This is a genomic window from Xenorhabdus budapestensis, assembly GCF_002632465.1.
In the GTDB taxonomy this organism is placed as follows: Bacteria; Pseudomonadota; Gammaproteobacteria; order Enterobacterales; family Enterobacteriaceae; genus Xenorhabdus; species Xenorhabdus budapestensis.
In genome coordinates this window covers 1-14,063 of the sequence record NZ_NIBS01000021.1, presented here as the reverse complement: position 1 = coordinate 14,063, position 14,063 = coordinate 1, and the positions used below count along the sequence as shown (strand labels likewise).

Annotated in this window: 14 protein-coding genes; all 14 read left to right on the top strand. The window is 44.7% G+C overall.

Annotation, left to right across the window (positions count from 1 at the left end):
• Positions 1-2: 2 nt before the first annotated feature.
• The 14 genes from Xbud_RS15390 to Xbud_RS15330 all read left to right on the top strand — a co-directional run bounded on the left by Xbud_RS15390 (position 3) and on the right by Xbud_RS15330 (position 13,976).
• Entirely contained in the window at positions 3-917 is a 915-nt protein-coding gene (locus tag Xbud_RS15390) for a TrbL/VirB6 family protein (RefSeq protein WP_099136874.1), read from the top strand.
• 133 nt (positions 918-1,050) lie between these two features.
• Entirely contained in the window at positions 1,051-1,887 is an 837-nt protein-coding gene (locus Xbud_RS15385) for a VirB8 family type IV secretion system protein (protein WP_244589988.1), read from the top strand.
• 2 nt (positions 1,888-1,889) lie between these two features.
• Positions 1,890-2,690, top strand: coding sequence for a TrbG/VirB9 family P-type conjugative transfer protein (locus tag Xbud_RS15380; protein ID WP_099136872.1), 801 nt, complete (start codon positions 1,890-1,892; stop codon positions 2,688-2,690).
• Positions 2,674-3,891 (top strand): TrbI/VirB10 family protein, encoded by a 1,218-nt coding sequence (locus tag Xbud_RS15375; protein ID WP_099136871.1) that lies wholly within the window; start codon positions 2,674-2,676, stop codon positions 3,889-3,891. Before Xbud_RS15380 ends, Xbud_RS15375 begins: the two co-directional genes overlap by 17 nt.
• Before the next feature lie 5 nt (positions 3,892-3,896).
• Positions 3,897-4,073, top strand: coding sequence for a hypothetical protein (locus tag Xbud_RS19880; RefSeq protein WP_169923086.1), 177 nt, complete (start codon positions 3,897-3,899; stop codon positions 4,071-4,073).
• Positions 4,070-5,083, top strand: a complete 1,014-nt coding sequence (gene virB11 / locus Xbud_RS15370) for a P-type DNA transfer ATPase VirB11 (RefSeq protein WP_099136870.1) — start codon at positions 4,070-4,072, stop codon at positions 5,081-5,083. Before Xbud_RS19880 ends, virB11 begins: the two co-directional genes overlap by 4 nt.
• Positions 5,084-5,085: 2 nt before the next feature.
• A complete protein-coding gene (locus tag Xbud_RS15365) occupies positions 5,086-5,439 on the top strand; it encodes a hypothetical protein (RefSeq protein ID WP_099136869.1) in 354 nt (117 codons plus the stop codon).
• A 26-nt stretch (positions 5,440-5,465) separates the two neighbouring features.
• Entirely contained in the window at positions 5,466-6,980 is a 1,515-nt protein-coding gene (locus Xbud_RS15360; RefSeq protein ID WP_099136868.1) for a type IV secretory system conjugative DNA transfer family protein, read from the top strand.
• 1 nt (position 6,981) lies between these two features.
• Positions 6,982-7,893, top strand: coding sequence for a TcpQ domain-containing protein (locus Xbud_RS15355; RefSeq protein WP_099136867.1), 912 nt, complete (start codon positions 6,982-6,984; stop codon positions 7,891-7,893).
• Positions 7,894-7,897: 4 nt separating this feature from the next.
• Positions 7,898-9,586, top strand: a complete 1,689-nt coding sequence (gene pilN / locus Xbud_RS15350; protein ID WP_211283532.1) for a PilN family type IVB pilus formation outer membrane protein — start codon at positions 7,898-7,900, stop codon at positions 9,584-9,586.
• Positions 9,576-10,949 (top strand): type 4b pilus protein PilO2, encoded by a 1,374-nt coding sequence (gene pilO2, locus Xbud_RS15345; RefSeq protein ID WP_099136866.1) that lies wholly within the window; start codon positions 9,576-9,578, stop codon positions 10,947-10,949. The genes pilN and pilO2 overlap by 11 nt, the downstream gene beginning before the upstream one ends.
• Positions 10,936-11,364 carry a type IV pilus biogenesis protein PilP gene (gene pilP / locus Xbud_RS15340; RefSeq protein ID WP_099136865.1) on the top strand — a complete coding sequence of 143 codons (429 nt, stop codon included), beginning with the start codon at positions 10,936-10,938 and terminating at the stop codon, positions 11,362-11,364. The genes pilO2 and pilP overlap by 14 nt, the downstream gene beginning before the upstream one ends.
• Before the next feature lie 10 nt (positions 11,365-11,374).
• The gene (locus Xbud_RS15335) at positions 11,375-12,919 is read left to right on the top strand and encodes a GspE/PulE family protein (protein WP_099136864.1); all 1,545 of its coding nucleotides are present in this window, start codon (positions 11,375-11,377) and stop codon (positions 12,917-12,919) included.
• A complete protein-coding gene (locus Xbud_RS15330; RefSeq protein WP_099136916.1) occupies positions 12,912-13,976 on the top strand; it encodes a type II secretion system F family protein in 1,065 nt (354 codons plus the stop codon). The genes Xbud_RS15335 and Xbud_RS15330 overlap by 8 nt, the downstream gene beginning before the upstream one ends.
• The last annotated feature ends 87 nt before the right edge of the window (positions 13,977-14,063 follow it).

Genomic DNA, 14,063 nt, shown 5'->3' with positions numbered 1-14,063 from the left:
GTATGGCGATAGAGTTGCACATTGCAGAAACTCTATACCAGGCAGTCGATAATGCTCTATCAGGAACTATATCAACCGGCACCGCATTATTAATGATTGGTGTCGGTTCCCTTTTTGGGGCGTTCTGGTCGATAGATCGAACTCTTAATGTGCTGTCTTGGTATTTCAAAGGGTTTAATAGTGTTCTTCAAGACGAAATATTTAACTCTATAAAATCAGCCTTTATTATATTTAGTGCCTTTAATGTTGATTGGTACATGAATGTAGTAGTCCCGTTTGTTAATGGAATGCCAACTTGGGCTATACAACAATTATCAAACGGAGCAGTAGGCAATAATCAAGTGGATACTTTAATCAATAGTTTCTTAAATGGAATTCTTAATTATGTAAATGTCACTGATTTTTCTATAACCAATTTTAAGACTACGGCTGTTGCAGTAATAACTATATTAGTTATGCTAATTGGCGGCATCCCCTTTTTAGCACTTTGCGTTGCAACTTTAATGACATTGAAAGTATCTACATCTCTTTTCCTTGTTGTTGGTCCGTTATTTATAGCATTTGGCCTTTTTGATCAAACAAGACAGTATTTTTGGGGGTGGGTATCTTTACTTGGTGGTTTTATGTTGACGCAATTGATATTTGGCGTGGCTATTACACTTGAAATCAACTTCCTGAATAGTTTTGTTCTAACGAATGGAGAAGTAGATAGTTCTCTTGGTGGTGCATTTGCACTCTTATTCTACTTTGGTACTTTTAGTGCTATAGCATCGGAAATACCAAACTATGCAGCAACTGTAATGGGTGGATCTCCGAGTGGTGTTCATGGCCTCAAGAAACTGCTAATGAAAGGTACTGGATTAGGAGCTGCAACCCGAATATCCGGAGCGTTTAGAAATCGCATCCGTCCCGCCTAATATCAACTGTTATTCTGTATCTTAATCTTAATCTTAATAGTGAATTTTATTATGACCAATAGACTCCGTTTATTGTCGTTGACTTGTCTGCTTTTTTTATCTGGTTGTAGTTCACAGATAAATGAAAATAGATATGCTGACGAATGGATTGAAATTAATAAGTTCACGGCTAATAACCATTCTGGAGATTGATATGTTTGGAAAGAGGAAAAAGGAAGTAATAAAAGAGGCCTATGATATTGAAAAAGGAAAAGACAATCTCTCACCCGAACAAGGCCGAAATATAGGAGAGGCCAGTCGTGCCTACGCAAAAGCCGCACTCTGGTTTGAGAAGCATGTGGCAGAAGAGGAAAAGAAAAAAACCAAAAATGCTAAACGATTAAATATCTTTTTTGGTGTTATTACTTTCATGTCAATGGGGGCCGTTCTTGGTTTGACGCCATTAAAAACAGTAGAACCCTACCTCCTTCGTGTCGATAACAACTCAGGTTATACCGATATTGTTAAATACGGGGGGAATAATGACGCTAATGAGCGTGATGATTCATTTTGGACGACAACTTATGTCCGGCAGCGAGAGAGTTATAATTTTTCTACGCAGGACGCGCGTTATCATATTGTCGATTTAATGTCTTATCCGGGAACGTTTACCGAGTATAAAAACTTCCAGTTATCCAAAAAGGGATATTTGGAACAGCTGGGTGATAAACGACAAATCAGAATCGATATAAACAACATCGTTTTTTCTCAAAGAGATAAAGACAAGCATAACGGAACCGTTCAAATACGATTCACGAAAACCATTCTTGATGAGGCTGGCGTTCCTGTTCAGGAAATACCGGCAACAAAATGGCTTGCTACGTTATCATTTGATTACGGCAAACCGCCTAAAGTGCAAAAAGACGAGTGGCTTAACCCCAGGGGCTTTGCTGCGCGCTCGTATGAGTTAAGCCAGGAGGTAGGATATTAACGATGAAAATACACTTTTTGGCGTTCTGTATCTTCACGGCCTGTGCCTCTGTGACTCATGCTGAAACTGTCGGGAAGGGAGCGCAGTTGGATAAACGCATTCAGACGGCGACCTATTCGCCCGATAACGTCTTTCGGGTGAATGCTTCGGTTGGCCGGGCCACGATAGTGCAACTTGAACCCGGAGAAACCATCAGGCGTGACACAGGGATGATGGCGATGGGCGATCCTAGCGCATGGGAGGTCGGTCCGAATAAATCGGGGGACAGGGTGACGATAAAGCCCAGGACTGACCAGGACCCTAATACAAACTTCATTATTAATACTGACAGACGTACTTATATTCTGGAATTAAAGTTGGTGAAGGATGTAGCACAAACAACTTACTTATTACGTTTCAATTATCCGAAACCGCTGAAAGCGGATGAAAGCCTGTTTATTGGTCGTCACTTAAACCAGAATCCCTGTTCTGGCAGAGAGAACCGGCGTTATGAGAAGAAAGGCGATCTCGTTATTTCCCCCTCTGAGGTCTGGGATAATGGGACTTTCACATGCATGAGGTTCCCGACAAATGCCCCTCGTCCCGTTGTTTATGAAGTTCTTCCTGATGGAACTGAAACGCTGGTTAATTTCCATCACGTCAATGACATTTTGGTTATTCACAGCGTGAGTGCAATGTATAAATTGCGACTGAATAAACTGGTGCTTGCTGTCAGGACTAAGGTGAACAATACCGGTTTTTATAATTACAACGGCACGACGACCGGTGAAGTTAGGGAGACGATAAATGCCAGAAAACAGTAATACTGACGAATCCACAAAAAATACACCGCGGGGCGATTTTAATCTTCTGGGCGTAAAAAAAGACCGAAAACCTAAAGCTAAAGTTTTGCTCGTTATTGGTGGCGGGGTATTTTTCCTTTTTATGGCTCTTGGCGTTATTTTTTATTTCGCTTTGCAAGCGATTGAGGCAAATAATCCTAATAAAGTTGATGAGTCAAAAGTTAAAGCTGATGCTGCATTGGCGGCAAAGCCAGTCACCGATGATGATATTCAAAAGAAAAGAGCGCAGATCCTCAAAAGGCGACAGCAAGAGGCACAGAAAAAGCAGGAAGCCCCAGTCCCCAATCCCCCGCAAACCGGTAAAGCAAATGCAACAGCAGAGCCAGAACAACCCAGCCCGGCCTATTTGCGAAAACTCAGTGGGGGTATTGCTATTCAGGAAACGGGCGGTGGTAGCAGCAGCCAGTCACAATCAACCCGTAGTGATGCTGACGAGCAACGTATGCGTTCTTATGCTCAGGCCGCCCCGGTGACGCCTGATGTGGAGGGATCTGCAAGCCTGGGCGTTCCAAAAGAGAATACCAGAGGCGATATCTCTGACCTTAATGGTTCCCGTTATGCCCCGACTGGCGCGTATCTCTCGCCAGCGCGTAAGTTTCTTCTGAAACGTAAATCAAACCTGCGCTGTGCGCTGTATACCGCAGTAAAAACGGATCACCCAGGGTTTGTTAAATGCATGCTCACACAACCGCTTTACTCGTCAGACGGTAGTGTGATCATTGCTGAAGCCGGGGCTGAACTGGATGGTGAACAGAAGGTTGAGATAAGGCCAGGACAAACCCGTGTATTTACAACCTGGACAGACCTCGAAACTACCGCAGGGGTTCGCGCCAGCCTTAATGCGCTTGGCTCCGGCGCGATGGGTGAAAGTGGCACAGAAGCCTATGTCGATAATCATTATGGGGAACGTTTCGGTGGTGCGGTGATGTTGTCCTTTATCCAGGATGCTTTCGCGAGTGCCGCCAATGCCACTAAACGCAACGACTCTACCTACTCTTTTGATAATAGCGAGCGCAATGCTGAAAACATGGCAACCAAGGCGCTGGAAAATAGCATTAACATTCCGCCGACGGGTTATGTGCTTCCCGGAACTGTTATTAATGTGATCGTTGCGCAGGATGTGAATTTCTCATCGGTATTCAAGACAAGACCGGTAAGGTGATTTAAATGACACAATACAACGCAAGAGAAATTACGTTTGAAGATGTTATCGAAACTTGGGTTTTTATGAAGTGCCTGATTGCAGGGCATTCCGACACGATAATATCAGGTAATGCTAATAGCGCCTCCTCTTCTTATGCTCGTGTTCACGATATGATCGATAGCAGGGAGGGTAATTCATGAGTTTTGATAATGCCGCATTGTCACGAGATTTCCTTAATCAGAGCGGTGTGCATGAGTGTTTGAATCGGCCAGGCATTAGTGATGTGGCAATTAATAGACCAGGGGAAATATGGCTTGAAAATGAAACTGGCTGGGTAAGGGAAGATAAACCTCATCTTGATTATTCCCTTTGTATGAGGCTGGCAAATTCTCTGGCCGCTTATAATAACCAAAGCCTGACAACTAAATCGCCAATCAAAACTGTTGAATTACCGGATACCGAACGTGGCTTGATTGTCATGCCTCCTGCCTGTGAGAAAGGAACACTGTCTATGACATTCCGTAAACCTTCACTCGATAGGTTTACTTTGCAGGGATATATAGAGAGTGGGCGATTTGAACATGCGCGTGCGATCGAGAATAAAGGGCAGGAACTGGAAGAATGGCAAATAAGATTGAAGTGTTATCATCAGAAGAAAGATTGGATAAATTTCTTTACTCTGGCGATTGAAAGGAAACTGAATATTATTATTTTTGGCGGAACAGGTTCCGGTAAAACCACGTTTGCTAAAGCATTAGTTGATTTATTCCCTGTTCATCGTCGAATGCTGACCATTGAAGCGATAAATGAATTAAAACTACCCCTTCATCCCAATCATGTTCATTTAATCTACGGCGATATTATTTCCCCAAAAGAGCTTGTGTCGTGTTCACTGCGCATGAAGCCGGATCATATCTTTCTGGCCGAGCTGACAGGTGATGAAGCCTGGGATTTTATGGAACTGTTGAATACAGGGCATCCCGGCACTATAACAACGGCTCACGCCAATGACACGCTTTCGGGTTATGGTCGTGTTTGCGGAATGGTCAAGCAGTCTCCGGTTGGAATGGGGCTTGATTATGACTATATAGAGCGGCGAGTCAGAACATCATTTGATATCGTCCTTTATATGGAACATACAAGGATATTAGAAGTTCATTATGAGCCTGAAATTAAGAACCGACTTTTAAATGGTGTCTCTGGGCGGTAATCATGAAAACATTCTTCTTGGGTATAACTATATGGATATTGGCCGTTGTCGCTTGTGTTGTGATGGGTAACTATTCCGGTGGCGCGCTACATCTTTATTTGTCCGATGTGTCAGTCAGTCAAGTGACATGGTGGTCATTATATCATAGCGTACATTTACCTTTTCAACATCCAGATTTCGCGAGTGCTGTATGGGGCGGTGTGCTGGCTGCATGGATAGCGTTCTTGCCTGTGTTTGTGGCGATTATTTTTCTTTGGTTGTACTTCATGCCAAAAACAAAATCACTTTATGGTAATGCCCGATTTGCCAATAACCGAGAGCTTGAACCTCTTCACTATAAAGGCGACTACCACTAAATTTTACCGGATTAAAGGATCCCGCTATGAGTAAAGGTAAAAAGAAAAAATATCCAGGTATCATCATAGGTAAACATCCCACTAAAAACATTTTTCTTACATCATACGGTCAGACCTTTATTCTTCTGGCTGCCCCACCGGGGAGTGGTAAAGGGGTGAGTTTTGTCATTCCTAATCTGTTGTCATTTCCTGATTCAGTCGCGGTGAATGACCCTAAATTCGAAAACTGGAACATTACATCGGGTTTTCGTGCTGCCTGTGGCCATGAGTGTTATCGCTTTTCGCCTGAACTACTGGAAACTCATCGCTGGAACCCGCTGTTTTATCTCTCTCGTGATGAGCTGGAACGTTTTGCCGATATCAAAACCATAGCCACTGCGCTTTTTGTCTCATCAAACCCTGAGAACCAGGCTTTCTACAATAACGCCGGTAAGATCTTCTCAGCTCTGGTGTTGTACCTGATGGAAACGCCTGAATTGCCACTCACGCTTCCACAGGTGTACGAAATCACCAGTTTGGGTGAAGAGCTGCCGCAGTGGGTAGAAGATACCATTGAGACAAGGGATAACGAAGATCGGGCGCTGTCTTCTGAATGCATTCGGGAAATGATGAATATCATATCCATCTCTTCAAACCCGAAATCGTGGTCTATCTATATGGCTAGCATTTCCGAAGTTTTGGGGATGTTTGGTGAGAAGAAAGTAGCATGGGCTGTTTCAGGGAACGATATTGATTTTTCTAAAATGCGTGAAAGAAAAATGAGCGTTTATTTTTCCGTCACTAATGATGCAGTAGATAAATTCGGTACGCTCATGAATTTGTTTTTCACTCAATTAATGGGGGCTAATTCAAAGGTTTTACCAGAGGATGGCGGCTTTGATGAAAATGGCAAACCGCGTCTTAAATACCAGATAGGTATGTTTATGGATGAAACAAAAGTCATGGGGCGAATTAAAGCATTTGAAAACGCGCCTGCACTTTTGCGCGGTTATGGATTTAGATTTAACTTTATATTCCAGAATAAAGCACAATTACGGGCCAAGAATATGTATGGTAGGGAAACCGCAGATGCAATGATGAATGCCTTTCATGTTGAAATTGTTTACGCGCCTGCAAAACAAGATTTTTCCGCCGCAGAAGAATACAGTAAAGCGCTCGGAACAACCACCGTTCCGGTAACAACGTACTCTGATAATGTCGGTGGAAAACAAAAAAGTCGAGGTCGTAATCGAACCGTACAACCCAGACCATTAATGTTGCCACAAGAAATACTCGATATGCCATATGATGAGGAAATTGTCTTTATCCAAGGTAATAACGACACCAAGCCTTTAAATATAAAAGCCAGGAAAATCTTTTGGTATAAAGAAGATGTTTTTAAATCAAGGGCAAATATGCCTCGGCCTAATATACCTTTGGCGAGTCGGGAGCAATTGGACGGGATCGTTATCCCTATGCGCAAAAAGGAACAACATCTCAATGCTGAGTTTAACGAGGGTTTTTCAGCCGTCATTGACGATGAAATGAAAAAAAGGCTTTGATATGCGAACAAAAAAAATAATCTTAGTTGGCTTAATTACTAATGCATTATCGGCGTGTAGTTCACCGCCTAAACTCTCTGAACCAAGGGGGGACTGGGTAAGTTTTGAACCTGTCGTATCCCAAATACCTTCCAGGCAAATTCATCAAAGTAGTGCGGTAGACATTGTGCCGCAGCCAGTGCCAGCAACAATATTAACAACAAGACAAGGGAACTACAGTAAAACGTCTTTCGTTACCATTGATGGGAAACACGTTCCTTTATACACCGCCGTGCGAAAGATTGTACCTGCATCATGGGGTGTAAAACTCTCGCCTGATGTTTCCCAGAAGTTCCGGGGCAATGTTTCATGGATTGGCAATGATCAATGGCCTCATGTGCTCCGAAAAATGCTTACCCGTTATGGTCTTGTAGCTGATATCAGCGAAACCAAAAAAGCCGTTGTTGTTAAGTACGGTACACAAACGGCAGCGCCAGTCACAACGGCAACAGGGAAACTTTTATCTGATAAGCCGGTGATACCCGCAACAACCGGTAAAGAGGGGAAGACAAGACTTCCACCTATAACACCTGCTGTGACTCAATCGACCAAGCAGCTCACGCCGGAAATACCTAAACCCATTATCAAATCGGCACCTGAAATTAAGGTCTGGAAAATTGATAAGGGAACTTCTCTGAAAAAAGGATTTGAATCGTGGGTATCAAAAGAAAAATGTCCGACAGGAAAGGGAAAGTGGAACGTTAGATGGGATACGGATACTGATTACGCCATTGATTATCCACTTTTATTTAGTAGTGCGTCTTTTGAAGATGCGACCAGCCAACTCTTTAATCTCTATCGTAAAGCACAGGCTCCGCTTTATGTCAGCGGGTATCGCCATCAATGCCTCATCGTAATCAGTGATAGAAAGTGAAAATATGAAAACAACACTGTCAATTATTATTGCAGCTTTAATGCTTTCTGGCTGCGCGATGCAGCGAATGAATGAAGTTAAGCAAGAGGCTGAAGAAACAGGAAACAAAGCTTCTTCGTTGATACAACAAATGGAAGACAATTATCCGGTAGTTCAGTTCCAGAACAGTCAGTATATCACCCCAACCCCGCTGCCAAAGCCTAAATATGATGCTCCCCGGCCGGTGGTTAATTGTCAGGTTATTTATAAAACAGTTAGGCCACAGGATATTTTTCAGTTCAGCCAGGATATCAGTGAACAATGTCGTCTTCGTATCCGCGTCACTCCTGATGCCGCTTCATACCTCAATGCTGGCGCTGAAAGGGGTTCAAAAACTCAGCGTCTGACCTCTGTGCCGTCGCCTGTCGTTAACAGCAACGAAATGAAGCCGCTGGCTATGTTTGGCGCTGAAACTAGCGGGAATGACACTGTTTCAACGGCTGCCATTGCACGTACTATTACTGACGTTAGTTATTCGGGGAAGCTGGGTGGCCTTCTTGATCTCGTTTCGGGTCGGCTGGGCATTTCATGGAAATACGACAACGGAAATGTGGTGTTCTATTACCTTGAAACAAAACGGTTTGATATACAGCCCGCCGATGCCAGGTATGCCCTTAAAGGTGCGGTGACAAGCGGTCTGTCCAATGCCACTGGCACGGATAGCAGCGGCAGTGGTGGCAGTTCCAGCGCCGGAGTATCAGGCTCAGGCGGTTCTACCCTGTCATCGACGGTGGAAATGGAGAACGCGCTTTATAAAGACCTGAAAGAAACCGTACAGAGCATGTTAACGCCGGGGGTTGGCCGTCTTAGTCTTAATGCAACCACCGGCACTTTGATGGTGACGGATGTACCGGATGTGGTCAGCCGTGTCGGGGAATACCTTGAAGATGAAAACCGCACACTCAGCCGCCAGGTAACCCTTAAAGTGGTGATCTACACCGTGAATAAGGATGTCAGTGACAGGATCGGCATCGACTGGAGTCTGGTCTGGAAGTCTTTAAATGGGAAATACGGTATCTCACTGGCGAACACGAATAGCGGGATGTCCGGTGACGCTATTTCCGGGGGGTTTAACGTGCTCGATACGGCAACCGGTTACGCTGCCCGGTTTGCGGGTTCATCGTTCCTGCTCGATGCGCTCTCTAAACAGGCACAAGTCTCTGACGTCAAGACCAGTACGATCATGACGACTAACATGGCGGCCGCACCGGTATTAGTGGGACAACAAACGACCTACCTTAAAGATGTGACTACCACGGCTTACGCGAAAGGGGATGCGACGGTTCCTTCTCAATCACTGATGCCGGGCAGTGTCACCACCGGCACAAATATCACGATCTTACCGAAGATACTGAAAGACTCTGATCGCCTGATGCTGAATATGTTTATGGATATTTCCAGCCTTAAACAAATTCGCACAATAACGTCAGATACACAAAAGATTGAAGCCCCAGATATTGATACCCGTTCACTACAACAGCGTGTATGGCTTAAACCCGGGCAAACATTAATCATGTCTGGCTTCGAGCAAAATATCAATAACTCAAACCGGCAAGGTGCAGGTTCACCCGACAATATTTTATTGGGTGGGGCATTGTCCGGCGCGAAATCTAAACAAAGTTTTGTGATTACGGTGACGCCCTATGTACGCTAGACAGAAAATAAAAAGAAAAAACCCCGGCAGTGCGATAAAGGAAACCGCCATTCGCATTTTAACGATTAATCATTATCGTTTTGTTGTGGGTCTTGAATGGGAAACTATCAAGGCTCAACGAAATTTCATGAAAGAAGTGAGGAAAATAGGGAAAGCGCGTAATCTCGATGTTGTTGCTATTCGTGACGTTGAGGCATCGCCCCAGGCCGGTTTTGCCCCCAAAACGCAACAAAAATTGCGCGGTCATTACTCACTGATTGTTGCCCTAGCCTCCTTGCTAAAAGGTTGCTGTATTGCCGTCATCCCGTTAGGTCAAAATAAGCACCATGAGGAAGAATACACCCTGGTAGGTCGTACTGAGAAAGGCTCCATTCACCCTGTTTCAGATACGATCCATACCGGAAAGGATATCAAGCAAGTGGTACTGGATTTGAAGCAGGAGCTGCGCGGGAATCAGCAAGATATCAGTATCCCTGTTTATGGTGATCCGGCGCGGTTTACCTGGATTACTGAGGCGCTGGATTTTAAGGCGCTGTTAACGCCTGCTCATATGAGCAAGGATTTTCGGCTGAAGCCTCTGCACTGGGGAATGACTAAAGGCCAGTTAATCGGTTTTACCGCGGTGCTGGTGATGTCGGGTGTGGCTGTACTTTTTATTCTTCATTATCTTGATGAGCGGGACAGGATAAAAAGCGCCGCTGTTCAGGCGAGGCTAATGAAACAGGAGGAAATAAATAAAAAAGCAAGATATCAGGCGGCGCTGGATAAGATGAAACATCCTTGGATAACATCGTCTTCAATCCCGATATTTTTGCAGGGTTGCGAAGCGGGATTAAAAAAACTTCCTCTCTCTATCGCAGGCTGGACACCTGCGATGGTGAAATGCAACCAGGCAGGCATGAGCGTTAACTTCAACAGGCCGGATAATTCTGCTGTGACGTCAGAAGAATTCGTTAAGGCCATAAGAAAAATCTATGGGACAGAACCCGATTTTAATATTACGCAAACCTCAATGTCGGCGTTGAGTATTGCGCACAAATTACATCCGAACGGTGATGACCCCATGCAAAACATGGGGCAGCAATTGCTAAAGGTCATCTCATTATTTCAGTCTGTGAATATACCGGCTTCGCTGACTGAGGTTCCGATTAAGGACATAACGAAAAATGGAGAAGGCGAGGATTTACCCCTACAGGACTGGAAAGAATACACCTTTCATGTTGAAACCCGTGTGCCGCCTCAGCTTGTTTTTAAAGGCGGGGAGTACACCGGGATCAGGATTAACCGCATCATCTATGAAATCGGACAGGATCAGGGTTCAGTCACTTATAAAATATCGGGGTCAGTGTATGGCATACGTTAATAAGACTATTGCGACTTTGTTGCTCATGACATTTGGTGCCTGTGCAGAAACTGGCACGGTCTGGGATTTAGATAATCTTCAAAAACAGCGGGTTTTGTACGAAGCAAAAGCCGCACTCAATAAAGCTAAAGCGGATGCCGAAGGGCGTGATTATGGTTCAGGAATGGCAATGGCTCCCGGCAGCCCGTACTCAACGTCCCATGTCGCGGGCATACAGACGCCAGCCACTGCTCTGTTGCCACAGTTGGTAAAAATTAACGGGAAGAAGGCGGTTATCAGCCTGTCTGAGGGTAACACAACAACGGTCAGTCCCGGTCACATGCTGCCAGGCGGAACCTGGCAAGTATTAAGCATAGGTTTAAGTGGTGTAAAGATAAAAAATATTTCCACCCAGCGCACGCAGGTACTCAATTAAGGAGTGGCAAATGCAATACTCTGAACGAACCCATAGCTTAGTGAATATTCATCACGTTTTAGAGGGAATAAACCTGTCAGAAGAGGTTAAAAATAGTGTCAGGCTTTTAAAGAATAATGAAGAAGATTCCTGTCAGTTATTTGTGCTGGAGAAACTGACGGGAAATCCTTTGTTTTTCGACTTAACAAAAAACTTGCGGAGAAAAAATTTCAGGCCAACGATTCATTGGGTGACGCGTGAAGAAATAGCAAAATTATCTGATGCATTTGATACAACCCGTACACCTTCACAGAAGAATGAGAGTGAAGCACAAAATACGGTTATCAGTATTATCAGGAAAGCGGTTGAACTACGCGCGTCGGATATCCATTTTCGTATCGACTCTTCTTACTTTCAGGTGGCGTTCAGAATTGACGGAATAAAACGAAATATTCCGCAATTTGAAGAGTCAGCGGAAAATGGAAAAAAGACGGTGCAGACGCTGTTCAATACGATGAGTACAGAACAGAGCAGGGGGACGTTGAGCTATAACGAACCCTGTGATGCCCGGATCAAAGAAGAATTCGTGTCCGAGTTCGGTTTGAGTACCGGCCGTTTTGCCAGCCGTCCGGGGAGTGCCGGAACGCTCCTGGCGGTTGTACGGCTGATTACGAAGCGTAAACAGCAATTAGAGCTGGAGTCTTTAGGTCTGACCGCCAAGCAGTCCTCCGCTATCCGCCGGGTATTGTCGAAACCTTCCGGGGTGATTTTTTCGAGTGGACCGACGGGACACGGAAAATCTACGCTTTCGCAGTGTATGGCCGAGAGCGTGACCCGCGATGATTCAGGCATAAACCTGGTCACTGTCGAAGACCCCATTGAGTCACCTATTCGTGGCGCGGTACAGACCCCCCTCATCATTGCTGATCGCAGTGACCGGCAGTTAATGGGGAAAGCCTGGGGACGGGCTATTTCAAACCTGATGCGTCTTGACCCAGATTTTATTTATATCGGTGAAGTGCGCGACAGCACTTCCGCAACCGGGGTGATTGAAGCGGCACAAACAGGCCATAACGTGATTACCACGATACACACCAGTCATCCAATCGATATTATTCAGCGCCTGCGCCGCTTTGGCGTAGAGCAGGATCTTCTCACGGATGCAACATTAATAACCTGCCTGATCGGTTTGCGTCTGACTCCGTTGTTATGCCCGGCCTGTAAAAGGCCCTATTCAGAACATAAAGCCAGGATTGAGCCGGAGCTGCAAGAGTTGATAGAGGAACATACGAATAAGGAAGCTCTCTGTCTTCGGAATGATAATGGCTGTGACGAATGTGAGCACACGGGGATTAAAGGGCGCACGGGGGTATTTGAGGTCATAGAAACCGATTACAGATTTATGTCTCTGTATGAAAAGGAGGGGAAGTTTTCAGCATGGAAATACTGGCGTGAAAACGGGGGTGAGACATTATGTGAAAATATCACCCACCTGATTAATCAGGGTGTGGTAGATCCCGTGATGGCGCATAAGAAAATTTGTAACCTCGATCGGGATGTCAAATTTAATGAATAATTTTGAGCGTTATATTTATCTTAAAACGTTCAGCGCCACCGACCGAATAGAGCTATATGATAACTTTAGGCAGTATCTGCTGGATGGGGTGAGTGCGCAAGACACGTTTAATAAACTTATCGATAACTACACAAGGCGGGGGAAAAATCCCGGCAGTCCAATCGGAAAAATTCTCACAGAATGTAGTCAAAATCTAAAGGCCGGCTTCTCGCTTTCCGAGTCATTGAGAGAGTGGATACCGGAACAGGAATTAAGCATCATAGCATCGTGTGATGTGGCAGGCAGAGTGGCAGACGGATTTTTAAATGCCATGTTCATTGCGGAAGGCTCGGACAAAATACGGCGCTCAATTAAATCATCATTAATGATAATGACATATATGTTTGCATTGTCTTTTAGTATTGTCATCATGTTCTGTGTGTTGCTTGTCCCGGTGCTTAAACAAAATGTTCCGCTCGAAAAGTGGAACGTTCTTCAGTTGGGGGTCTGGTATTTTTATGTGGTCGTGACGGAGTATTGGTCTGTGATACTGGGCTTCATTCTGTTGCTTATTTTCTTGATCTATAAATCACTGTCTTTATGGACGGGGAACCTGCGCTTCTTCTTTGACCGGTTTCCTCCTTATTCAATTTACCGGCGTCTTCACGGAGCCACATTCATTCTTAATGTTAATGCCATGCTTTCCGCGGGCATACCGATGGAAACGGCAATCAACAACATGGTGGAAACGTGTGAATCGCCCTGGTTGCTGGAACGACTGGGATCCACGCTGAAAGCGATTGAAGCGGGTGAGAAAAATCTGGGTACAGCGCTGGATGCGACCGGTTACGAATTTCCCGGTGAAGAGGCCATTATCAAAATGCAGAGTCTTTTTGAAACGGCTAATGAAGAAGGTTCTCTTAAACGCTTTGCTGGTAAATGGCTGGATAAGACGGTGAGTTCAGTCGAGCGGGCAGGGGACTTACTCAGAATATTAGGCTATTTTGGTTGTGCCGGTTCAATAACATTACTCATCTTAATTATGTCTGATTTAATTCAACAGGCATTTTTCCACTAACAGTATTCAATGGATAACGGAGATAAAGAACCCAGAGATTAAAATTATGAATATGACGAAATCTCATCTTAATAATATCTGATTTAA